Source organism: Bacillus sp. AFS029533 (assembly GCF_002585125.1).
Lineage (GTDB): Bacteria > Bacillota > Bacilli > Bacillales > Bacillaceae_G > Gottfriedia > Gottfriedia luciferensis_B.
On record NZ_NUQC01000019.1, the window covers coordinates 57,805 to 81,958 of the forward strand.

Here is a 24,154-nt window from a genome sequence, read left to right on the forward strand (position 1 = left end):
TATGGAAATACGCCATTTGATTACATTTAAATCAATCGTAGACTTGGGTGGTATTTCAAAAGCTGCAGTCCATTTAAGGTATGCTCAGTCTACCGTTACAACAATTATCCAAGCACTTGAACAAGAATTAAGTGTCCCATTGTTTGATCGAATCGGTAAAAAGGTTCAATTAACCGAAGTTGGTGGTCATTTTCTTACCCCTGCAAATTTTTAAAGCAGATTTAGAATTAGTATATCTAAATAAAAAAGAATCAGAGCAATCGACCTGATTCTTTATCCACTATTCAAATGCATTTAAGTATGTGAAACAATTAATTCACAATCACCATCTAAAACAAACTCCCCAAATCCAACCGGAATGATGAAGTTTGATCCTTTTGATAATATATATTCTTCACCGCTGTGGATTAGTTTTCCATTTCCTTTTATAATACTAAATAATAAATATTGATCATTATAAGTTAAATGTGTTTCACCAGTAATGTCCCATTTATATACAGTGAAAAATTCTGATTCTACAAATGTATTAATCTTGATATTTTCTTTTTGTTCCGTTTTAAAATCCACTACTGTTTCTTGATTGGGAACTGTTGTGACATCAATTGCTTTATTTAAATGAAGCTCCCTTAAATTTCCCTCATGGTCCTTTCGATCATAATCGTATACGCGATAAGTTGTATCAGAGCTTTGTTGTGTTTCTAATACAAGAGTACCTTCACATAATGCGTGAATGGTTCTACTTGGTACATAGAAAAAATCACCAGGCTTAATTTTTACTCTGCGTAGTAAATTAGACCATTGGCCTTCTTCAATTTGGCTAATTAGTTCTTCTTTTGTTTTGCATTGTGGCCAAATATCATATGTGCGTCTTCTTTACAGTCAAGAATGTACCAACATTCTGTTTTTCCAAGATCCCCATTTTCATTTACTTTTGCATATGAATCTTCAGGATGAACTTGTAGAGTGAGTAAATTAAAATGAGATTTTCACTTTAAATCCAGTAGTGGCTCACATTCTTTAGGTGCGCGGAAAGAAAAATTAATTGGGAGAAATATCTAGATTCATTACCAATACAACAAAAGGCTGATCCCAGATATCCTTACAATAGACATATTAATATTAAATGTATTGAATACAGAGGTGAAGAAGATATACCAAATGATTTTTTAGAGATAAAAACTTATAAATAGAAATTTTAAAAAAAATCTAAAAAAGCCATTCATTGGCCACTCACATCTTCTTCATTAATCTCAATTGTTGGTACAAACTCTGTATCCACCAATATTTCATTGATTACATAACCTACGTTAAAAAATGCATTTGTCGCTCTGAAATTTACTAGAAATTTAATTCCCTTTTGGAATCCTAAATCTTCGTATGTTGTTTCTTATCTCCTAAAAAGTTATTTATTAAATAAAACATCAAATCAAAGTTAAAATTATAGGAAATATTTTCTGAAGTAACAGATTTGTGTCGTTTTTGGAAAAAAATGAACTGTACTTCAATTAAACACATTTATGTCGGTGTACAATTCTTTCCAAAACCAAAAAACAGCCTAGCTAAAAATAGGCTGTTTATAAATATTGATAAATCACTATATATAATGTTACAAAAGCTTAAAAGTTAATATACTTTGCTGGATTAACAGCGTTTGATTTTGCTTCATTCCATTGTCCATCATGTAATTCAAAGTGAAGATGCTGACCAAAAGAATGACCCGTATTGCCCATCGTTCCAATTTTTTGTCCTTTTGAAACAGTTTGCCCTGTTGAGACTTGATACTTTTGCATGTGAGCATAAACTGATGTAAATACTTTTCCTTTAATATTATGTGTAATAAAGACAACATTACCATAACTAGATGAATGGTAAGCTCGTATTACAACGCCATTTGCTACTGAGACAATCTGTGTACTTCCTTTTTTTGCAATATCTACGCCAAAATGCGTTTCATGATCAAATGAACGATATCCGAAACCTGAAGATACATACCCTTCCGCTGGTCGAGTAAAATCACCACCTGTAAAATTTGAAGCGGCTTTTATTGCTTTTTCCTGATCTTTTAATAGGTTTTCCTGTTCTTCTAAACTCAAAATATCTTGTTCCTTTTCGTTTACATCATCCTTAAGTTTGCTTAGTATAGCCTTCATTTGAGTTTCTTGATTAACAAGTGTACGTTCTATATTTTGAAGATCTTTTTTATCATTTTCTAACTTATTTTGGGTTAACATAAAGTCTTTCTTTTTTAATTCAACTTTTTCAAGGTCGTTCTGTTGTTCCTTAACAATGTCTTGATCAGCATTCATAAATTTACCAATTGCATTTATTCGTTGAACTAAATCACCAATACTTTTCGCATCAAAAATAACGTCTAAATATGAGTTATTTCCACCCGATTTTTGTATTGTAATTAAACGATTATTTAAGATTACTTGACGCTGATCTAAACGTTTTTGAAAGTCTTTTATATCATCTTGTAATATTTCTATTTCTTTTTTACCATTTACAATCTCTGCTTCTTTTTGGCTCATCTTTATATTTGCATTCTCAATTGATGAGCTAATTGTATCAAGAGAGTCTAATAACAATTTTTGCTGATCTTTTAATTGATCCATCTCATTTTTCGCTTTTTGTGCTTCTTCTTGAACTTTTACTCGTTTATCTTGAATACTCTTAATCTTTGTATTTGGTAAAGTCTCTGCAAGTACACCTTTTGGAAGTAAAGTAAGTGATAAACTTGCAGCTACTAATATTAGTTTATTAATAATTCGTTTCATCGTTTTCTCCCTAAGCTTGACATATACTTATATATGTTAACTTAGAAATGTAACAATTTAATGCAAATTAGACTACACTCTTTTTACAAGTTTTTTACAAGCTCTTTGCAACACTAAAAAAAAAATAATCAGTAAATCATATAATCATAGTGTACTCAACCTGAGTTATTGAAATCTTAAAAATGTCTAGAAACATAAAAAAAAAGCGTCAAACCGCTATCGTTCCAACGAATTTGACGCTAATATGTAATGGGTTCACCTTTAAATAAATTATTGGAACTTCCAATAACCATCTAACATTTCAAAAAAGTGATTTTGATTCGTATCAGAAAGGTTTACTAAAAAAGGTGTCTGCCCTTTTTCTTTTAATACCGTAGCAGCCGGGCCATCTCCAATAGGTGTACAAAATAATAAATTAGTTCCGTTCAATTTTAATATTCTACAACGTGCATTGATTTCGGAATCAGAGAACTCTTCTCCTTGTTTAAGGCCAAACAAATTCTCCCAAATTTCTACTGTCTTATCTAAATTATCTACAACAAAACCAATGCTTTCCAATTTGGGTTGACCTATTATATGTGATCCGATAAATCCTTGTTCCTCTAATTCCGAATGCCTTTCTTCATCTGATTTTTCCCATTCAATAAAAAATGGTAACTTAACCTTTTTTTCCGGATATTCTGGGAATAACAATGACCATCTGATTACTTGACCATCAGCACGAACTCTCTCCCCAGTAAGCGGTCCATATACTGTAAGTCCTTTTGCTTTTAGTTTACTTACTAGTTCTTCAATTTGATTCGTTCTAATTGCTACTGTCGCAGGTCCTTCCCGATTTTCTTTTGCTAGCTGTTCTACGATTTGCGTAATTAATCGATTTTCCTCATGTTTTTCAGCTATTGATAAAACTTCAATTCCTAAAAATTCAATATAACTTAAGCCAAAATAAGTTAGGGTATTATATGTACCCCAAGTTTCATGACGCCCTCCCTTTACAACATGAATACCTCTTTCCTTTAAGGGTAAAATTGCATTCTCTGGTTTTTTGAAGAACCAAACTAGGTGATCAAAGTATAAATCCATTATCGTACTCCTTTCAATCGATAGTTAATGATTTCAGCAACCGCCTTTTCAGCTGACAAAAGAGCACCTTCAAGATGTCCACTATAATCTGAATTCGTCTCTGTACCAGCAAATATAATTTTCTTTCCCCACATGCCTTCTACTGGGAGTGGACCATAGCTTTGGTAATTTTTAAGAGGACTTAAGTCCTCCTCAACAGTAGTTTCAGAATCTGTGGACCAATCTTTGTAAAAAATAGCTTTTACGTTTTTAGCTTCACTTCCAAAGAGTTTAACTAATTGGTCAACAACCAATTTTAAAACTTTATCCTGACCCATTTTTTTACGTGCTTCTGGTGGCATTCCAAAGAAACCAAATAATGCACCAGAGCCTTTAATAGGAGAGGCATCATATATTTCTTCTAAGGGACCAACTGCACTCAATACATATCCAGAAAGTCCTAATTCTCTCCAGAAGGGACGATCATAGACTGCTACTACCTTGGCCTGTCCCGCCATCCACGTAGGTTTTTTTACGATATCAGTAGTAAGATTTAGATGAAGTGAAGGTGAAAATTCAATGTGTTTCGCCACAAGACGTGGTGGCAATGCCAAAATAACAGCATCTGTATGAAATTTTTTTCTCATTCCATTAGAAAGCTCTGCTTCAACCGTGATATCACCAGATTCATTCAGTTGAATTTTCTCAACTCGTGTCTCCAACTCAACGGATAATTTCTGAAAGAATTAATTGACATAATATTCATCCTTTTTTCACAGAATTATATAATTGTGTAGTTTATAAAACAAATATAATTTCTATCGACTTATATGCAAGTATGCTTGCTATAGTCCTCAATTCCATCTGATAATATGATATAACCAATATAAAAACTCCCCAACAAGGCAAGGAGTTTTTTCTTCATTTATTTCGTTCCAGAAAATCTTTAACTCCTTCGAAATGATGCTTCATTTTTCCATCGATTTTCTCAAGAATAAAATGACCGTCTTTTGCAATTGGACTACTTGGTGTTTGATGTACATCAATCGAAGCAATAGAGTGACCCGAACTGATATTTATTGATGATAAGTTATGAATATGTTGCCCAACATCATAATGTATCCAATCGATTGCATGGTGGTAAGCATTTTCTATGAGCATGCTTACTGGGTAAAGGAAAAGTTTACTAGTTGGAATCAGTAATTCTACTACACCTACTCCAAACCCGACAAGTGCCACTTTCTTTCCTATTTCTTTGGCAAATTGAGTGATCATGAATCTTGAATCAACAAACGATTGTCCATTTTTCGTTTCCCCTTGAATGAGTTTGTGATGACCCACGATTAATAATTTTTGTTCATATGGATAATACGTTGCAAATCGTTTCATCATCCAGCATCCTCTCTTCCATAAAACACTATTCATTCATCACGTGTTCCTCTATTAAACGATATGAGACAACTGGTAAAGTATTCTAACGAATGTATTCACTTCTACTTTTAATAATTTATTAACTTTATTTTAATTGTCTCTTTTACCATACTCATTTCTTTACATGATTCTAAATAAATACATGAACAAATTCCAATACTAATCTTAAGAGGTGATTTTAATGGGTAAATGGAATGAACAAGCCGCAGCGAATAATAATTTGCCATCTAGCACAATCAGAACATCTGAGCTTCTGTTAGGCAAGAAAGCAGATCATGAATTTTCAGAAGACCTTTCTGATGGCGGAGAAAGAAATGAAAATATTGAAATGCTGAATAGGAATCCTAAATTGAAATAATTGTAGGTATGCCTCAATTAACAGAAATAAGAGCTAATCGAATACTTGACGATTAGCTCTTATCAATTTGCATATACAAATTAGAAGACACAATAAACAATCAATTCTTTACAAATTAGTTGCATATGATATACTCTTTTTTGGTTTAACTAGATTAGTTTTCAAAGGAGTAACTTCATGAGTATTCAAAACGTGTATCTTTCTATAAAACAAGGAGAAACAGCCACAAATCAGAATAGAATTCCTATTTCCATTAATGAAACATTGCTAGGGCGAACGTGGGGTGATGATTTCCCAGATATTCCTTTTACAAGTCAATATATTTCAAGAAAACATGCTTTAATTTGTTTCGATAAAGAAGAAAATTACACTATCGTTGATCTCATGAGTAAACATGGCACACAAGTAAATCATATTTTAATAGAAAAAAATAAACCATATTTTCTTCGTGATGGCGATTGTATAAGTCTTGCAAGTGGTGCCGCTGTACTTATTTTTCATAATCTATCAGAGCAGAACCTTGGTGACACACTTGATATGCCATTAGTTTTAGATAAACACATAAACGATGTCAATGGTTTAACTGTGAATGTAGTTAAGAGAGAAATTTTAATTGATGGGGTAAGAATCCATCTAACTAGTAAAGATACCGAATTATTTTTGCTGTTATATCAAAGAGCCAATAGCGCAGTTAGCTATAACGAAATTAAAATAAATGTTTGGCCGGAACGAATGACGAAAGATATTGAGCAGCCGGATGTAGGACGGGAAGAAATTAATACCCTTATCTATAGATTACGTAAGAAATTAGGTAAATACGGTCATAAGATTGTATCTGTTCCTCGATATGGTTATATGTTTGAACAAGAGGATAAGTAATAGAGTAAAGAAATAAAAGCTTATGAAAAAGAGTGTAGATTTTTTAAATTCTACACTCTTTTTTTGGCAAAATATTGTATTTGTTATAATAATATCAATAAATTATATAGCTTATAATAAATTAGCTCTTACTTTTTTCTCTAAAATAGTTAATTCAATATAAATTGCAATAAAAGAACACAATGAAACCATTAAAAGAATTATTGCACATACATATACGGGTAGAATTAACAGCATGTACCCTAATATAGTTCCAACAACTAATAATAAATAAAACATTACAATTCACCCTTTTTCGCATTGATCAAATTAAATCAAAATCGTCTTTTAAAAAATTATGTACTCATGTAAAGATATTACTTCATGCTTTTTTACTCAATATCATATTGATAACAAAACACTAACAATTAAAATTACAATTTCAGAAAAAGAAAAAACCTGCTCCGATACAGGAACAGGTTGATAGTTTGTTATTTCATGTATTTTAGTAACCACTTAATTACTCATATTATTTAAGTAAACTAGAAAAGCTAACTTATTTGTAACTTATTTGAGATCCCTAGGTGAAGATTGGCTCAAAAATTACTATTTACTTTATATACTAATTTCTCCCTAAACGATCGGTTTTCTTAAAAGCTTGAAAGACCAAATAAATAATAAACAAAATTGGTATATAAAAATAAAGAAAGCTAGAAGTAGCATATGTCATAAAAGTCCCTATTTTCTCCACATCCAATTTACTTTTGAGACTGATCACCATTATATGAACAATAATTATTGAGAACCATAAAGACTTTCTAGTTTTAAATTGGAACGATTCTTTTAAAATTCGGAACGCTCCCCACAATGCCATACAGCAAGGAGGGAGTATTACTAAGAGCCATAAAAATATATATACATATTCAAATCTTTCGATAAAAGGATAACGAATAATTTTTGACATCATAAGGGTTGGCCAAGTTATATGTTTAAGTTGTCCATGACTAAAGTAACCGAATGAAACGAATGTAATAAATAAGTATAAAATGATTGTATAAGCTTGTGATATATGTGCCCACTTTTGAGATTTTTGATTATTTTTAATAAAAGGAAAGTAAATAAGCAAAAATTCAGGTCCAGAGTACATCAGAATACAATACTTTGCTGAAACGAAATAGTCACTTATACTATGATTAAAAACAGGTAATAAATTCGTCCAATAAGCATATTTCAATGGAAAGTAACATGTTAACAATAAGAGAGAAGGTATTATTACTCCCCAAAAACATATTCCTGTAATGACTCTAAATCCTCCAATGACCAAATATGTGATAACAAAAAGCATAATAAATGATAAGAGCCAAATTGGAAAATATGGAAAAACCCAAGTAATAAGAACTGCTATATAGGACCGAATGATTGTTGTAATGACTAAAAGCATGTAAATATAAAATAAAGTATTTAATATATTTCCTATCCATTTCCCAAATAATTGTTGGTGTAAAGACATAATATCTCCATTATTTGATTTCTTTAACAAATAATACATTAACCAAATAATGATATGTAAAGAGAAACCAACTAGTAAAACCGAAACCCATGCATCTTGTCCGGCTCCTTTTACTATATTACTTTGAAAATTCAGCAAGCCAACACCTGTTTGGGTACTATGAATAAGAAATAATAAAAAAAAGGGAGATACTGTCAGACTTTCTTTTAATTGTTTACTCATAGACGATCTCCTCCACTTTTTACTCGCCAATCCCAGATTGAGATAATACTACTTTTACATTCACATCAAATTTAATAGTTGGATACACATTTTTATAAAATTCCTTTTCGTTCCATTTTTTCGAATGTGCTCGTGCTAAATCACCTATACCTAAAGGATCGACTTGATGTTTTTGAAAGGTTAATAATAGATTTTCAAAATCTTCTTTCATCTGTTTTTCCAATTGATTGTTTAAAAATAGATTATTTTTTCTTTTCATTAAATCTAGCCATTCTGGATAATCTTTTACCATCCCATTTAGAGTAATATCAAATTTCATTTTTGTTTTTTTCTTATTAGTTTTAATTAATCTTTTTTCATCCCCATTTAAAATCGTTAAAATTGCAGAATCAATTTTATTTCCCTTCTGAATATTAAATTCTGTTTGTCCTCTCATTACTCTTCCTCTTAATATTTTATACAGCAAGCTATCTTTTGGGTTTAAGATCAGAGCAAGTTTGTCCTTCTTAAATACAGCTAGCCCGTTCACTTCAATATTCTCGTTTTGATTTATCTTAATATAGGGTACTGAAGCATCTCTACCTTCTCCATAGTAATCAAATAAAAAACTATGAAATGTTGGAAGCGGTACAAATTGGTTCTTAAAATTTTGTTCAACCAATTTATAGATATAGTTGCTGTCTTTCTCTTTGTTTTTCTTTAATAATTCTCCTGCTGGTTCTTCTGAAACAGCCAATAGTGCATTGCTTCCAAGCAATGGATCCCTACAAACCGCCTTAACAAAATATGACACCCCATTTTCAGCAAGTTCTTTTCCAAAAATAAGAAGGTTCAACTTTCCAATTTCTATCGGTTTTGGGGATTGTTCATTTAAAGCTTGTTTAATTAAAAGGGATTTCTTGCCGCTACCTTGGAGAATAGAACTCCCTTTATTTCCTACATCGGTATAATCAGAATAAAGTGCCGTTCCAACAAAATGATCATCAACCTTATCAAAACCATAAACTGATAGGATTTGTACTTCATCAATAATTTTTTGCCGTGGAAAAGAGCAGCCTGATAGTAACAAGGTTAGTAGAAAAAAAGCACAAAAAGAGCATATATTTTTTCGATTTATACTATCCATCTTCATTATTACGATCATCCTTAACTTGATTAGGATTATATCTTTTAAGCGAAAGAGGTCTTAAAAATCTACTACGAGTCGTTGTAAATTGATATGATGACCGAATAAAACTATCGCCGAAGCTTTTTATTCTAAAAGGATACAAAGGAACCATATACGGATTTCCCAATGATTTAAGCTTTAATAAATGTCCTAACAATAGAACAAATCCAATTATTATTCCAAAACCGCCCATATAAGCTGCAAGTAAAATAAGAGGAAACCGCAAAAGTCGAATAGCATTTGACATTTTAAATATAGGTGTTGTGAAAGAAGCAAGTGCAGACAGTGATACAATGATCAGTAAAATATTACTCGTTAGTGCAGCTTGAACAGATGCCTGTCCGATTACAATACCTCCTACAATTCCCAGTGTTTGTCCAATTTTCGTAGGTAAGCGAGCTCCTGCCTCTCTTAACAGTTCAATGGTAGTTTCCAAAAAAATGGCTTCCCATATTGGAGGAAATGGAACATGAGCTCTTGAACTAATGAGGGGTTGCAATAAATCATCAGGCAAAACTTCATAATGGTATGTTAAGATTGCTACGTAAATTGGTGTAGCAAACAAAGAAAAAATTACACTTATAATGCGAATGATTCGAAAAAACGATCCAAGCACCCAATTTAGATAATAATCTTCAGGAGAAATGAAAAAATCTAATATTGTTGTTGGTCCAGTAATAATGTATGGCGATCCGTTCGAAAGAATAGCAACTTGCCCATTAACCATTGCATATACAACCCGATCAGTCCGTTCGGTTGATAAAAAAATTGGAAAAGGCGTATTTGAGTTATCTGAAATAATTTGATCAATCTGTGAATTATCAAAAATAACATCAAAATCGATGTTTTCCAATCGTTGACGAACAGTTTGTACATATTCTGGATTCGTAATTCCATCCAAAAAGGCAATAACTACTTCTGTTTTTGACATAGAACCTATTTTAATTTCCTCAAAAACTAATTCAGGTACAGCTAATTGTTTTCGAAGTAAATGAAGATTAGTACTTAGATTTTCAACAAATCCAACTTTTGGACCGATAACACTAAATTCATTTTCTGTATCATTATTCTCACGATAACCAAGATTTGCATTTTCTACGCTTATCGTCAAATAGCGTTTGAAATACTTGAATTCAAGAATAACATATCCTTTTATTAATTTTTTTTCGATTTCTAATGGGTCATTAGTAAATTGGACATCCTCAAAAGGAATCGATTTTTTCACATCATTAATTGTACTAATTTTCTTAATATTCTCTTGTAATGACGGAAGTAAAAGGTTATTTATTTTATCGGCATCTACCATACTTTTAAAGTAGCTAATGGTTAGATCCTGCTCTTCAGATAATGAAAATTGGTAGAAATCACTCGATTTAGCAGCCTGTTGAAATATGGACGTTATTGACTTTCTTTCTTTCTCGGACTCTTTACTATTTAATTTTCGATCATTTGATTTTAAACGCATTTAGACCACCCAATCGAGTTTGTTTACTAATTTCTATGTATTAAATATACTCTTCCTAGAATTTCCATTTTATTTCCTAGTTTATTTTTTCGTAATTTCTAATTTATATACAATAAAAGCATTCAATTTATATTTAAATTAATTCTCTAATACATCCATGCAATGCTGTGATCACATTTGCGGTTATTCTTTTCTATCTCCTGTTACTCATTAATCTTCAATAAATCTATACACTGAGTTTACTAGGTTTTAATATTCAGATGATATGATGGGTTTAACTTCAAATGAGGGGGCAGAATAAATGAATATTCGTGCATTATTTATCGATATGGATGGTACACTCTTAACAGTCTCAAACAACATTTCTCGCCGAAATATGGAAGCCATTAATAAGCTCATGAATCAAGGAGTCATGGTTTTTCTAGCAACTGGTCGACACTTTGAAGTGACCGCTCCCTACCATAAAGAAATTGGATTACAAACTCCGATGATTTGTTTGAACGGTGCCGCCATTCATGATGGTGAGACAGGAAGAATGATTCAAATGGAAACAGTCAAAGTGAACGAAGAACTACTCCATCATTTGACTGCTGAAGACCCTTGTAATGTTATTATCCATACAGCAAATGGACTTTACTGTAAAGAAACAAATGAAGAAATTGATTATTGGACAAAAGTTGGGCAAATACCACCACGATACATTGGTGACTTAAGACTGGCTAATTATAATGATGTGCTTAAATATAGTGTTCGAACAGATGAACAAAATATATCTGCTTTGTTTAAAGAGGAAGCTGAAGTCATAAATTGGAATGACGGTTTTGAAATGGTTGCTCCAAATGTTTCAAAATGGTCTGCTATTAAAAAACTACTTCGTGCATATCGAATTAATCCAAATGAAGTAGTAGCTATAGGAGACGGACCAAATGATATTGAAATGCTTCGTTATGTTGGCACAGGTGTGGCAATGGGGAACGCTCGCGAAGAAGTTAAAGCAGCATCTGATTTTGTAACTGGACATCATGAAAATGATGGATTAGCTGAATTTATAGAGCGTTATCTGCTTAAATCAACAGAAACATTTGCGATTTAGTGTTCTTTTCTAACAAGTTTAATGAATGTGAGAATCCAAAATCAGTAGTCATAAAAAAGGCTCAGAAAAAATCTGAGCTTTTTTGCTTTGAGATAGAATTTTATTATTGTGTAAAGATGGAACAGTCTTAAAATTATAGATTTCAGAAAAAACGATTCAATTGAAATTTTTCTTTGTTTATAATGGGAAAAACTAACATTATCATTTGTTACTAAAATCATACCTTATGAAAGGTTTGATTCCTTTGTTTGACTTTTTGAATTGAGGGTTTTGGTTTCAATAAATTAAATAAATTGCCTACGATCAAGCCTGTAAATAAATAGGTTAACCCTCCAAATAATGTATAAATAGTTACTCCTACTAGTGCACATATAAAACCGAAAATAACTTGTTGTTTGTCTTTGGCTGGCGATGTAGGAGGATCAGTGAGCATAAAAAATGCAAAGAAAAGCGATGCATTTATAAATGGACTACGAAAAGCATCCGATGCATCTCCAATATGAAACAGATTAGTCAATATTAAGAGAATGAAATAGGTTCCTAAAAATGAAAAAACCATAGGGAATTTATTTACACGACTTACAACCATATACCCAGCGATTAATAAAAATATATTTGTCCAACCTTGAAGATCTCCAAATGCCCCCCACCAACTTTGTTCAGTGTGAAAAAGGATGATAGACATTAATAGACCAAAAACTGCTGGATTAACTATTTGTTTCCTTTTAAAAACAATTATATATTTTGATAGAATTGAAATGATTGTAGTGAAAACAATCACATACCATGCAGTGGTTATACTTAAAATCATCGCGACAATCATTCCAGTAATAACTGCTCCGTATGGCTTAATATTTTTCCTTTTTAAAATTAACAAACAGAATATATCCGTGATTGTTGCCACAAAAACGGCGATCAAACAGTTAATTACTCCTCTACTGGTTTGATAATCAATTGTAGCAATTAAGAGTAAAATCATTAAGGACAGAATCACATATCCTTTTGGTGACTTTATCCATTGTTTAATAGTCAATAGTATCCACTCCTTTATGATAAATTTGTAAATCGGATGAAATTAAAATACCCTCTAAACCAACTTCTTCTAATAGAGTTAGTCCCTTTTTTCTTCCCATTAAAAAACATGTAGTTGAAAATGCGTCAGCCATCATTGCATATGGTGCGATGATACTACAACTAATCAACTCTGTTGGTGATTTTTTATTTTTTGGGTTAATAATATGATGAATTCCTGGCTTTAAACCACTTTTACGCTCATAACTTCCAGAAGTACAAATCGCCATGTTAGAAATTTCTAGTGTGTGAATGATATTTTCCTTATTTTGTGGATGCTGAATTCCTATTTTCCATTTATCACCTAATTCATCTAAACCTCCTGCATAAAGATCCCCACCAGCATTAACAATGAATCCGTCAAATTGTCTCAATTCATTTACAGCAAGATCAATGGCAAATCCTTTGGCAACAGCACCTAAGTCAATCACTAATGGCTTTTTTAAAAGTATTGTTTTATCTTCTTCATTTAAGGAAATATCCGAGTAAGTAACTTTTTTAGATGTATTATTTTGTATGAGCTCTTCTGTTAAATAATGTTGGTTAAACCCAACATTTTCCATTATTTGACCGACCGTTGGATCAAATAGTCCATTTGTCCATTTAGCCACCTCTAACGCGAATTTTAATGGCTCAAATAATAATGGACTAACAGCTACTGGTTTATTAATTTGTTTACACACCTTCATTAGTTCACTATCCAAACTAAATCGACTACATGTCCTTTCAACTTCTCGAAAAAAATCAAATGCACGATTAATTGAAGCTTCCGTTTCCTCTAACGATTTTGATGTGACTACTTTAATATCAACAATCGTATCCATAAATAATTTCGTTTTTCCTATGATTTTCTTCATTATATGTTCCTTGCCTTTAATAGAGCATCTTGAATAGCATCTTTAAAGGCCTGTGTACTATATGTCGCTCCTGACACATTCCGAACTTGTGAACTTTGAACACTTACTACTTCATTTGGTAAATTTACAATATCATTCTCAGAATAATGCATACCATAATTACTTATCTCTACATCTATTATTTTATCTTCATTTATCTTTAAGGCGATTTGAATCGATCCACGACGATTAGAACCCATCCCATAAAAAGTTCCATTTTTATATAAACTTTTTTTTACAATATTATTTTTAATTAACGGTACATTGACCTGTTCTGTTTTTGGCGACGCTACATTCGAATCTTGAATCTCAGTTGTAAAGTAGCCAGTAGCATATATCGCTCCTATTGCAGTTGAACAGATCGTAACCCATTTTTTACTCATTTTGCCCATTTACATACCTCCAGTTCTTATTATCATCTTGTATTATAATGAGTAATTCTTAAAATTCTTTTAATTGCTAAGCAAAATTAATAAAATTTCTAGAATTTTTTTGAAAACTTTTCTTATCAGATAGCTTCATTTTAGAAGCTGAATAAACAGTTTAAGATAAATTTAGATTACTTTTTCTTGTTATTCAAAAAATAGGTAGCCATTTAAAATTTGTTTCTTCTAAAAATTACACTATAAAAGTGAAAACTTGATGAAAATTTTGTTCTTTTTTCATTAAATTGCAGAAATTGAGATGCAAGTCTTCTAAGTTGCACAAACTAATTTCTACATCATTAAATTTGTCTATCAATTTTAACCTCTTTTATAAGGAGATTACATAAATACTTTAATGATAATAATAATTAAAAATAAATTAAGGTTACTGGTAAAAGGAGTAGTTGCCCATGCCTGAACATTTTGAAATAATTACAAGAACAATGCTAGCATTTTTAATATTGTTCATTGGTGCTAAACTATTAGGAAAACAAATTATTGCTGAGATGAATACCTTTGATTTTATTGCAGCTATTTCAGTTGGGAGCATTATTGCAAATTTAGCTTTTAATTTAAATATAAAAATCCACCATGCAGTATTAGCTTTTTTAATTTTGGTTTTAGTCATTTTACTCGTTAGTTTTATTTCCTTGAAAAGCAGAATAGGTAGAAATTTACTTGCAGGTAATCCAACTGTCATAATTGAAGATGGAAAAATTTTAGAGGCTAATATGAGAAAAATGCGCTATTCTCTAGACTATTTAAATCAACAATTAAGAGAAAAAGGAATTTTCAACATAGATGAAGTTCTTTATGTAGTAGTTGAAACAAATGGTAAAGTATCTTTTTTACAAAAACCACAATACCGAAGCGTAACAAAACAAGATTTAAATATACCGACAAAACAAGAAAGTAATTTACCTATTGAGTTGATTATGGATGGGGAAATTATCTCAAAAAATTTAAGAGAAAATAATCTGTCAGAATTAAAATTGCAAGAAGAGCTAAAAAAACGTAATCTTCAAACGAAAGAAGTAGTGTATGCTGTGTTGGCAGCAAATGGAAATATTTATATCGATACTTATAAAGATCAGATTGCTTCTCCAACTGATCAAGAATGAACGATAAATTATTTGATAGGATTATTGAATAAAGTTCAAATAAAAAAGAGCCAATTAAGGCTCATAGATTATAAATTCATCATTAAAAATTCAATTATTTTGGTGGATTTACTAATTTATTATGAACTTTTACATTGATACCATCAGTATAAACCATTTTTCCACCATAATATCCTACTGATAATACTAGAATAAGTGAAGCTAAAGAAAAGATTAAATATAAAAACTTAAGCTTTTTAAATAGTTCTTTTTTCTTGAAATAAGTAGAATAAATTCTAAAAGCTGCAACAATTGTTACTAGCCAGCTTGTAAGTATTGCTAACTGATCGTGTATATGCAAGAAAGTAGTATTACCTCTAGCCATCTCTTCTGGTCCAGAAGAAACTGAAAGCCAAGCGGTAAGTGCTGCAAAAATCCAAAGCCACAAACCACGCTCTGCTTGAAAGTTTACTTTCTTAAAAAAAGCACTCCAAAAATCTTTTAGAACTGCTAAAGTGATAAATGCAATTGGGAAATGAACAAGAATTGGATGAAGATGAGAAGTTACTTCGTTAATCATGTGAAAACCTCCTATTTAAAATAGTTGTGTATTCCCTCTAAGATTACTTTTAATTAGTTTGATTAAAGTGTAAACAAATATTATGAAAATTAAATGAAAAATAAATTAAATTTTCCGAAAAATCAATAAGTGAATTCCATCTTATTTGGAGGAACTCCTCTAATATCTTGAGTGATTTTTCTATTCTTATTCCCTACCCACCTATTAGATACAAAACTACTAATTAGTAGTACGAGTGCTACAAATCCAAGCACGTATTATTTGCAAAAGGATTTAGTTTTAAATGATATTGGCTAAAATGCTTCAATCTACTCATGTCATTACAGAAGGATCAATTGAAAAACGTTTTTTAATTTATGTACACGCAAGACAACAAGGTGAATGGGTTCAAAAGATAACAGGTGTTGATCCATTAACAAATAAAGATCAGCTTCTAAAATTTTGTCCCATAAAAAAAATTACAAAAGATTACCCGCCAACATTATTTTTACACGGAACGAAAGACACAGATGTTCCATATGAACAATCTGTCTTTATGAGAGCTGCACTTTTACAAAAAGGTGTGAAAACAAAGTTCATCACTATTCCAAACGGAGAACATGTATTTGATAAGGAATTCGAACATCCAATCGTTCAAGATTCATTAAAACAGATGATGGAATTTCTCCGACAGTATGTATGAAAATTTGCTGAAATAAAAGACTAATCGTTATTCTTTGAATGGAAAACTAAAAAAGGATGTCTCTTTGCCGAAAAAACGACGATGAGACATCCCTTTTCTTTATTATGCGATTGAAATACCATAAGATTGGGCAATTTCCCCATTCGAATTTGAAGAATCAGCAATAATGACTGTAGTTCCTACGTTAACTTGCTCAAAAAGCCATTGAATTTCACTATTATGCATTCGAACACAGCCGGAACTTACTGATTGTCCTATTGAACTCTCTTTATTGTTTCCGTGGATACCATATGCAGCACCAACACTTAATCCTAACCAGCGCTTCCCAAGGGGATTCCTAGGATCACCTCCAGGAATATTTCCTTTGTACCATGGGCGGTTCTTAACTTTGTTTGAGATGACAAATTTCCCAGTAGGTGTAGGTGTTGACGACTTACCTGTTGCAACAGTAAAGGTTTTTACAAGATTACCATTACGATAAAAAGTAAGTTTATTCGTCTTTGTATTAATCATTAGCAATTGACCAGTTGAAAACGTTGAACTACTTTTAACTGAACTTACCACTTGTGAAATATAATGTGATACGAGCAAAGTATGTGGAGTACTTTGATTATTACTCTGATCTAGAACGATTACTTTGAGAATTGAATTCGCTTTTTGTTTCCCAATTTTAACAGTGAATTTTCCTGTTGAGCTAACTGTATTATTTCCGATTAGATTTTCGTTCATATATACTTTGACAGTTGCGAAAGGTTCAGATATTCCAGTTACATTCTGTGATTGATCAGATATAGCAGAAAGAGAAGTAATCGATGGTGCAACTGTATCTTTTACACTAACTGTAATTGGTTTACTTTTTAATCCTTCACTCACCCCAATGACACTTATTTTCGTAAATTCTTTCAATGGTTTTATAGCATCATTAAATTCACCTTTATCATTTGTTTCCACGGTATTAATTAATTTAGAATCGGTATATACTTCTACCTGACTATTTGAAAGAAATAGACCTTTAATAGCAGTTGATTGGTTTGTTACTTGTTCGATCGTTGGGGTCGGTAAATCTAAAATTGTAAAATTGATTTTATTATCAGAGATTACTAGATTTTGATGATTAAATTTAATTGAATCAAGTTTATATTCTCCTTTTATAAATGAACTTGTAATTTTCATTTTTCCGGAAAAAGATTTCTCTGAAGTTTGTGTTAAAGAAATATTTTTTCGATTCGTACCATTTGAAAATGTTAATGAAACTTTTTCACCGCTTTTTTTCGTTTTTAAACCGATCTCAATTGTTTTACCATAAGTAGCCTCTGTCGTTTTTAAGTTCACATGATCTATATAATTAGAGAACTCATTATTGTTAAAATTAAACTGAAATGTAGTCGCATTCGCTTTCGGTATGAGGATAAGGATTACTAACATTCCCAGAAGTATCCAAATAATCTTATTAGACATAAGCTCTCTCCTTATTTATATTAAATTACTTAACTAATAGCTGGCCTTGGATTCTAAAACTAACTAGAAAACTTATATATGTATCATAGTTTTTAAATGTTTCATTTTTTGTCACAGGATGTTTCAAAGTTGTAAACATTTCGTTTTTTAACCTAAAAACAAGATAACTGAGATAAAAATAAAAAAGCCAAGAAAAATTCTTGGCTTTTTTTAGAATGTTGAAATATATAATGATCAAAAGGGAAAATGGACATTAAAGGAACATTTATTAATGATGAGATTATTTTTTGGATGGTTTTAAATGTTAATATGTTAAGCAATTTTATGATTCTAATAACACTAGTAATGTTTTTTTAGAAGTTAAAAAAATTATTAATCATCTAATAGGTTACTCTAAGTAAAGGTTATTTGATTAGGATTTATTGCAAACTTTTTTTGTTGAATTAGTTGATTGGAACGAAGGGGTGCTCGACTCCTATGGGATTAGCGGGAAGGCTGAGACCCCGCANNGCCCCATGGAAAGCGAGCATCCCGTAGTGGAAATCAACATCACACTACTCCTTTTACTAAAATTTGGTAATTTAATTGACAAGGTTGTTTTTCAACAGCGTCAAAAAAGCCAAGAAAAAATTCTTGGCTTTTTTGACCTATTCTATTTGGGGGGATATGTAAAAAAGAAAACAGTATTAGTATTTTTCTTTTTTTACATGTAACTTACTATAAATGGTATAGTGATTACTGTTATTAACATTAAGATCCAATTGTGTTTTTTAAGTTTATCTTCAAATTTTTGCATCTCATCTGCTGAAATGGTTTTAATGGGCTTCAATTAATCCGCCTTCTTTCTGTTTAAGTATTATTTAAGAATAAAATGATTATAATCTATTGATGTGAACTTAATGTGAATTTATGTTAACTTTTTTAGAATGAATCCTCTAAAATCGTAAAAAAAATATTGAAAAGTTAATAGATGTTTAATTGAGGGTATGTGAAAATTGATAAAAAAATCCTGATGGCTCTAAAGTGGCCATCAGGATTTTTTTTGACTTTATTTAGTCTTCAAAATCTGACTAAATCATATTTTCTGGTCTGATCATTCGATCGAATTCTTCTTCCGATAAATAACCCGTTTTTAAAGCAGCTTCTTTAAGTGTCAAATTTTCGTTAAATGCTAACTTCGCTATTGTTGCTGCTTTTTCATAACCAATATGAGGATTTAATGCGGTTACGAGCATAAGTGATCGATTTAGATTTTGTTCAATCACTTCTATATTTGCTTCTATACCTTTTGCACAGTGATCATTAAATGAAGTGATTGCGTCTGAAAGTAATCTTACTGACTGCAGAAAATTATAAATAATGACTGGTTTAAACACATTCAATTCAAAGTTTCCTTGACTAGCAGCAAAGCCTATTGTCGTATCATTTCCCATAATTTGTGTTACAACCATTGTCAGTGCTTCGGATTGTGTCGGATTTACCTTCCCTGGCATGATTGAACTTCCTGGTTCGTTTGAAGGAATGGTTATTTCACCTATACCACTTCTAGGACCGCTTGCCATCCAACGGACATCATTCGCTATTTTCATTAAATCTGCAGCCAATGCTTTTAAAGCACCATGAGTATAAACGATCTCATCATGACTTGTTAATGCTTGGAATTTATTTTCTGCAGAAATAAAATGTAGTCCAGTTAACGAACTAATTTCTTCAGCCATCATCGTTCCAAAACCCGGATCCGCATTGATTCCTGTGCCAACAGCAGTCCCACCAATAGCTAACTCAGCAATGAATTTCATACTATCTACTATCATTTCTTCGCTTTTTTCTAGCATACGATGCCAACCACTGATTTCTTGACCAAGTGTTATTGGTGTAGCATCTTGCAAATGTGTTCGGCCAATTTTAATAATTTGTTTAAATTTATTCATCTTTTCGTTTAATGTCATTTTTAAATTTCTTAATGCTGGAAGCAATTGCTCATTTACTGCAAGAGCACTTGAGATATGCATTGCTGTTGGAAATGTATCATTCGAACTTTGAGACATATTGACATCATCATTTGGATGAATTCTTTTATCGTTTCCTTTTTCTGCTAAAAACTCATTCCCACGATGAGCGATTACTTCATTAACATTCATATTTGTTTGTGTACCACTTCCTGTTTGCCAAACAACAAGTGGAAAGTGATTGTCAAGTTTACCTTCTAATATTTCATCTACAGCACCAATGATTGCATCTGCTTTTTCACTATCCAATTTTCCTAGTTTTTTATTAGTAATTGCTGCACTCTTTTTAATTAATGCTAATGCATAAATTAATTGAATAGGCATTTTTTCAGTACCGATTTTAAAGTTCTCAAAACTTCGCTGCGTTTGAGCTCCCCAAAGTTTATTAACGGGTACTTTTATTTCACCAATTGAATCTTTTTCAATTCGATAATCCAATTTTTTGCCTCCTAGATTTTAATTATTAAATCATATGTAAAAAGATGGAATCAAAGTAATAATTTTGACATTAGAATAAGTAGAGTTGAGTTAAGTTTATTTATGTATCATTCGAACTTTGTAAAAAATCCTATCTAAAAGAGTAGTCCTTTTTTATTTTATATTGAAATAAAGTCATCAAAATTTAAAATAAAAGTAAGCTAATCCAACAAGATTCGATTAGCTTACTTTTATTTGACTACATTTTCTATTATTTCTTTTTTTTATGAACAGATTCATTATTTAACTGCACAATTAAACTAATTAGAATTTATTTATAAAATCAATTTATACAGTGGTCAATTAGAATAAAAATGCATCTAACGCATATTTACCAGGTCCAATTAAAGCTATACCAATAGCAACTGACATCAATGTTAAGTTGTATTCATATCCATTAGCTGTTGCCCATAAACCATTAGGTCCATGAACTTTAATAATTGCCATCAGCATTGTTACTGCAATCATTATTCCTGCAAGTGGTGTTAATAGACCTAGTGTAAACAAAATTCCACCAATCAGTTCTGCTAACCCTGCGAAAAGTGCAACAGTCACACCTGGTTTCATACCAATTGATTCAAACCATCCACCTGTTCCTTTCAATCCATGACCACCGAACCAGCCAAATAATTTTTGAGCACTATGCCCCACAAAAAGTAAACCGATAACTAAACGAATAATTAATAAACCAATATTTATCATCTTAAAATCCTCCTAATTGTTATTTATCTTTAATTCGAGATAATATTTTAAAAAAATTACTGAATTAATTGTTTTTTATACATTATTTCTAAGACAGAGATTGTGAAATATTTATGTTTTTCTTTATTAACTCATCAAAAACTTCTTTATACTATTGATTTTAAAGTAAAACGAAAGAATTTAGAATTTATTATCCATTATTCACACCTCCAAGTTGTTTCAAATTAAAATATCTTGAATATGAGATAATAATAGTATGAAAAAACTTGGTTGTCAATAATTACAGGAAAAATAATTAAAAAATGTTAAACATACTAGATAAGATTCCCGCATTTTTAATTTAAGTTTAAACAAAAAATGATTTTTTGCCTTTCTCAATACTAAAATCAATACTTATTCGGTAAACGATTTGTCACTAATTAATAATGATCCCTTACAATTACCCTCAGTTAACATTTCTTTTTTCGGTACAAGTTTAAAGTAATTATTACAAGTTCTTTCTAAAAATTTTTTGAATAAATCAATAGTAGGTATTGATTACTGGATGTCTTTAGTTTGATCGCTTAATGATACGTTTTTTGCTCAAACCAAATTACAATAATAAGTAATGGGGGTAAATCGCGTTGAAAACAAGTGAATTTTACTACATGAAGGAAAGTATAGTTCAATGACCTTTCAAATGTGGAGTCCATTTCATTTTTTATTTATGGCTAGCCCTTTTCTATTTGTCACTTTGTTTTATTTTCTATTTAGGCGCTTTAACAATCAGACGTTACGATTGATTGGTATGGGTTTCTCGCTTATTGGGATTGCTCTTTTAGTTGGTCGTAATATAGAAATTTATCACAAAGTGAATCAAGTTTCACCTGAAGAAATCCCTTTACAAATTTGTCATTTTGCTAATTTTATTTTATTATTTGCTTTTTTATATGAAAGTGAATTACTATTTTCAATTGCGTTTTGTTTTAACCTTCCTGCAGCTTTAGTAAGTATTATATTTGCAAACGGGCTTTCAAACTATCAATCTCTCCTAACATGGCAAGGAATGGCGTATCTTTGGGGGCATATGCTAATCGTAGGAATTGTATTGTGGGCATATTTCAATCATATGGTTGTAATTAATTTAAAAATTTTACGAAAAACAATGTCGCTCATTATTTTAATGTACATTTTATCAATCTTTATAAATAATTTGTTTATGAAATGGATGGAACCCTTTACTTCTAATTACTTTTACACAATGGCACCCGAAAAAGGAACTCCATTAGCCTATTTTTACAATCTGGGTAAAGAAACAACAACTTTTGGACTTCATTACAATCTAATGTATTTATTGATCCTACTTTTAGTTGGGCTTTTTGTTGTATTCCTCTTTTATTTGGTCTATCTATTTTTAAATTTATTTAAAAACAGTGCAGTGAAGAAACTGAATGAGCAAAATCCGATGAATTAGGTAGAGTATTTAAGCCTCTTATTAAAAAGAGGCTTTTAGACAGTTAATATAAAATTAGTAGGATATCTTTTAAACGTACTTTTTCAATACAATAGCAGAATTATGACCACCAAAGCCGAATGAGTTTGAAATACCAATGTTTATTTCTTTTTTCCTAGCCACTTGGGGTACATAGTCTAAATCACAATCAGGATCCGGCTGAGTTAAGTTGATTGTTGGTGGAATAATACCTTCTTGAAGACTTTTCACTAAAGCGATCGCCTCTACTCCACCTGCTGCGCCAAGCATATGACCAAGCATTGATTTATTTGCTGTAACTGGAATGTTATAAGCGTGTTCACCAAACAGTTTTTTTATTGCCAGCGTTTCAGATTGATCGCCTAATGGGGTACTTGTTGCATGTGCACTAATGACATCCACATCTTGTAATGCTATTTCAGCTCTATTTAATGCATTTCTCATAGCTAAAAACGCTCCTCTTCCTTCTGGGTGAGTTGCAACCATATGATATGCATCAGAACTTGCTCCATAACCAATTATCTCACATAAGATGGGCGCATTTCTTTTAATCGCGTGTTCTAATGATTCTAACACTAAAACCCCTGCTCCTTCACTCATTACAAATCCATCTCTATTTGCATCAAAAGGTCGACTTGATGAAGTAGGTTCAGTATTGATGGACAATGCCTTTGCGTTACCAAAACTTGCTAAAAATAATTGAGTTATAGCTGCCTCTGTACCACCCGCAAAAATAACATCAGCTTCTCCGTTACGAATTGTATTGAATGCTTCTCCAATTGATGAATTTCCTATAGAGCACGCGGTTACTGGTGATAAAGATGGACCAAGTGCACCTAATCTTATACTTATTTGAGCTGCTGCTGCATTTGATATCATCATCGGTACTAAACTTGGACTAACTCTCCCAGGTCCTCTCTCGTTTAATAAATTTACATTTTCGATAAAGGTATTAATTCCACCAATTCCTGATCCAACATAAACGCCTAAACGTTCAAGATCAATTTTTTCTAATTGTAATTGTGAACTTTCTAAAGCTTGTTCAGCAGCTGCTAAAGCAAATTGACAAAAACGATCTAATTTTCTTGCTTCCTTTCTTCCCCATCTTTCTTCGGCATCAAAGTCACGAACAATTCCTGCTACCTTCGTTTTTATATTTGATACATCAATTGTATCAATAGCGGTGATACCTGATTTTCCGTTAATTAAGTTATTCCAAACTGTATCTACATCATTTCCAAGAGGCGAGATAACACCCATACCTGTAATAACTATTCTTCTCATTATAAGTTCTCCAATCGTTTTTTCTTTATTTTAACGCGTATTTATCCTATTACAA

The 24,154-nt window shown here is 31.3% G+C and carries 21 protein-coding genes and 3 pseudogenes; 7 read left to right on the top strand and 17 right to left on the bottom strand.

The annotated features are described in order from the left end of the window. Nucleotide 1: 1 nt before the first annotated feature. Nucleotides 2–196, top strand: a pseudogene (locus COE53_RS10005) (LysR family transcriptional regulator); the annotation flags it as partial. 98 nt (nucleotides 197–294) lie between these two features. Here the strand turns inward: COE53_RS10005 and manA are convergent. The 5 genes and pseudogenes from manA to COE53_RS10030 all read right to left on the bottom strand — a co-directional run. Then, nucleotides 295–968 (bottom strand): annotated as a pseudogene (gene manA / locus COE53_RS10010) (mannose-6-phosphate isomerase, class I); the annotation flags it as partial. A gap of 648 nt (nucleotides 969–1,616) precedes the next feature. Further along, nucleotides 1,617–2,777, bottom strand: coding sequence for a murein hydrolase activator EnvC family protein (locus tag COE53_RS10015; protein WP_098947973.1), 1,161 nt, complete (start codon nucleotides 2,775–2,777; stop codon nucleotides 1,617–1,619). A 270-nt stretch (nucleotides 2,778–3,047) separates the two neighbouring features. Beyond that, nucleotides 3,048–3,860, bottom strand: a complete 813-nt coding sequence (locus COE53_RS10020) for a VOC family protein (protein WP_098947974.1) — start codon at nucleotides 3,858–3,860, stop codon at nucleotides 3,048–3,050. Beyond that, nucleotides 3,860–4,564 (bottom strand): annotated as a pseudogene (locus tag COE53_RS10025) (flavin monoamine oxidase family protein); the annotation flags it as partial. The gene COE53_RS10020 and the pseudogene COE53_RS10025, both read right to left, overlap by 1 nt. A gap of 196 nt (nucleotides 4,565–4,760) precedes the next feature. Next, entirely contained in the window at nucleotides 4,761–5,231 is a 471-nt protein-coding gene (locus COE53_RS10030) for a hypothetical protein (RefSeq protein ID WP_142350406.1), read from the bottom strand. 220 nt (nucleotides 5,232–5,451) lie between these two features. On the opposite strand from COE53_RS10030, the gene COE53_RS23920 reads away from it, so the two are divergent. Beyond that, entirely contained in the window at nucleotides 5,452–5,628 is a 177-nt protein-coding gene (locus COE53_RS23920) for a hypothetical protein (protein WP_180242408.1), read from the top strand. A 177-nt stretch (nucleotides 5,629–5,805) separates the two neighbouring features. Then, nucleotides 5,806–6,507 (top strand): FHA domain-containing protein, encoded by a 702-nt coding sequence (locus COE53_RS10035; RefSeq protein WP_098947977.1) that lies wholly within the window; start codon nucleotides 5,806–5,808, stop codon nucleotides 6,505–6,507. Nucleotides 6,508–6,618: 111 nt separating this feature from the next. Here the strand turns inward: COE53_RS10035 and COE53_RS23925 are convergent, their stop codons facing one another. From COE53_RS23925 to COE53_RS10050, 4 genes are all read right to left on the bottom strand, one after another. Beyond that, entirely contained in the window at nucleotides 6,619–6,786 is a 168-nt protein-coding gene (locus COE53_RS23925) for a hypothetical protein (RefSeq protein ID WP_180242409.1), read from the bottom strand. 322 nt (nucleotides 6,787–7,108) lie between these two features. Next, nucleotides 7,109–8,218 carry a GerAB/ArcD/ProY family transporter gene (locus COE53_RS10040; RefSeq protein WP_098947978.1) on the bottom strand — a complete coding sequence of 370 codons (1,110 nt, stop codon included), beginning with the start codon at nucleotides 8,216–8,218 and terminating at the stop codon, nucleotides 7,109–7,111. Between the two features lie 19 nt (nucleotides 8,219–8,237). Then, nucleotides 8,238–9,344 carry a Ger(x)C family spore germination protein gene (locus COE53_RS10045; RefSeq protein ID WP_180242410.1) on the bottom strand — a complete coding sequence of 369 codons (1,107 nt, stop codon included), beginning with the start codon at nucleotides 9,342–9,344 and terminating at the stop codon, nucleotides 8,238–8,240. Further along, nucleotides 9,337–10,851: a spore germination protein gene (locus tag COE53_RS10050; RefSeq protein ID WP_098947982.1), complete on the bottom strand. Its 1,515-nt coding sequence runs from the start codon at nucleotides 10,849–10,851 to the stop codon at nucleotides 9,337–9,339. Before COE53_RS10050 ends, COE53_RS10045 begins: the two co-directional genes overlap by 8 nt. Nucleotides 10,852–11,152: 301 nt before the next feature. On the opposite strand from COE53_RS10050, the gene COE53_RS10055 reads away from it, so the two are divergent. Next, entirely contained in the window at nucleotides 11,153–11,944 is a 792-nt protein-coding gene (locus COE53_RS10055) for a Cof-type HAD-IIB family hydrolase (RefSeq protein ID WP_069032238.1), read from the top strand. Between the two features lie 217 nt (nucleotides 11,945–12,161). Here the strand turns inward: COE53_RS10055 and COE53_RS10060 are convergent, their stop codons facing one another. The 3 genes from COE53_RS10060 to COE53_RS10070 are packed head-to-tail and all read right to left on the bottom strand — an operon-like array spanning nucleotide 12,162 to nucleotide 14,303. Further along, entirely contained in the window at nucleotides 12,162–12,977 is an 816-nt protein-coding gene (locus COE53_RS10060) for an RnfABCDGE type electron transport complex subunit D (RefSeq protein ID WP_069032237.1), read from the bottom strand. Next, nucleotides 12,967–13,872, bottom strand: coding sequence for an FAD:protein FMN transferase (locus tag COE53_RS10065; protein ID WP_069032236.1), 906 nt, complete (start codon nucleotides 13,870–13,872; stop codon nucleotides 12,967–12,969). Before COE53_RS10065 ends, COE53_RS10060 begins: the two co-directional genes overlap by 11 nt. Then, complete coding sequence (locus COE53_RS10070; RefSeq protein ID WP_069032235.1) at nucleotides 13,872–14,303, bottom strand: FMN-binding protein; 432 nt, start codon at nucleotides 14,301–14,303, stop codon at nucleotides 13,872–13,874. The genes COE53_RS10065 and COE53_RS10070 overlap by 1 nt, the downstream gene beginning before the upstream one ends. 443 nt (nucleotides 14,304–14,746) lie before the next feature. Between COE53_RS10070 and COE53_RS10075 the strand changes: the two genes are divergently transcribed. After that, nucleotides 14,747–15,457 carry a DUF421 domain-containing protein gene (locus COE53_RS10075; protein ID WP_069032234.1) on the top strand — a complete coding sequence of 237 codons (711 nt, stop codon included), beginning with the start codon at nucleotides 14,747–14,749 and terminating at the stop codon, nucleotides 15,455–15,457. 94 nt (nucleotides 15,458–15,551) lie between these two features. Here COE53_RS10075 and COE53_RS10080 read toward each other — a convergent pair whose 3' ends face one another. Then, nucleotides 15,552–16,016 carry a DUF2231 domain-containing protein gene (locus COE53_RS10080; RefSeq protein WP_098947983.1) on the bottom strand — a complete coding sequence of 155 codons (465 nt, stop codon included), beginning with the start codon at nucleotides 16,014–16,016 and terminating at the stop codon, nucleotides 15,552–15,554. A gap of 283 nt (nucleotides 16,017–16,299) precedes the next feature. Between COE53_RS10080 and COE53_RS10085 the strand changes: the two genes are divergently transcribed. After that, the gene (locus COE53_RS10085; RefSeq protein WP_069032232.1) at nucleotides 16,300–16,698 is read left to right on the top strand and encodes an alpha/beta hydrolase family protein; all 399 of its coding nucleotides are present in this window, start codon (nucleotides 16,300–16,302) and stop codon (nucleotides 16,696–16,698) included. 102 nt (nucleotides 16,699–16,800) lie between these two features. On the opposite strand, the gene COE53_RS24315 is transcribed toward COE53_RS10085, so the two are convergent. The 3 genes from COE53_RS24315 to COE53_RS10105 form a co-directional block, all read right to left on the bottom strand. Continuing rightward, on the bottom strand, nucleotides 16,801–18,156 hold the full coding sequence (locus COE53_RS24315) for a L,D-transpeptidase family protein (RefSeq protein ID WP_175403435.1): 1,356 nt from the start codon (nucleotides 18,154–18,156) through the stop codon (nucleotides 16,801–16,803). Between the two features lie 1,070 nt (nucleotides 18,157–19,226). After that, nucleotides 19,227–20,603, bottom strand: coding sequence for a class II fumarate hydratase (fumC, locus tag COE53_RS10100; RefSeq protein ID WP_069032230.1), 1,377 nt, complete (start codon nucleotides 20,601–20,603; stop codon nucleotides 19,227–19,229). A 342-nt stretch (nucleotides 20,604–20,945) separates the two neighbouring features. Next, on the bottom strand, nucleotides 20,946–21,344 hold the full coding sequence (locus tag COE53_RS10105; RefSeq protein ID WP_069032229.1) for a DoxX family protein: 399 nt from the start codon (nucleotides 21,342–21,344) through the stop codon (nucleotides 20,946–20,948). Nucleotides 21,345–22,011: 667 nt separating this feature from the next. On the opposite strand from COE53_RS10105, the gene COE53_RS10110 reads away from it, so the two are divergent. Then, a complete protein-coding gene (locus tag COE53_RS10110; RefSeq protein WP_069032228.1) occupies nucleotides 22,012–22,797 on the top strand; it encodes a TMEM164 family acyltransferase in 786 nt (261 codons plus the stop codon). Between the two features lie 69 nt (nucleotides 22,798–22,866). On the opposite strand, the gene fabF is transcribed toward COE53_RS10110, so the two are convergent. Then, a complete protein-coding gene (gene fabF, locus COE53_RS10115; protein WP_098947985.1) occupies nucleotides 22,867–24,099 on the bottom strand; it encodes a beta-ketoacyl-ACP synthase II in 1,233 nt (410 codons plus the stop codon). Nucleotides 24,100–24,154: the final 55 nt, after the last annotated feature.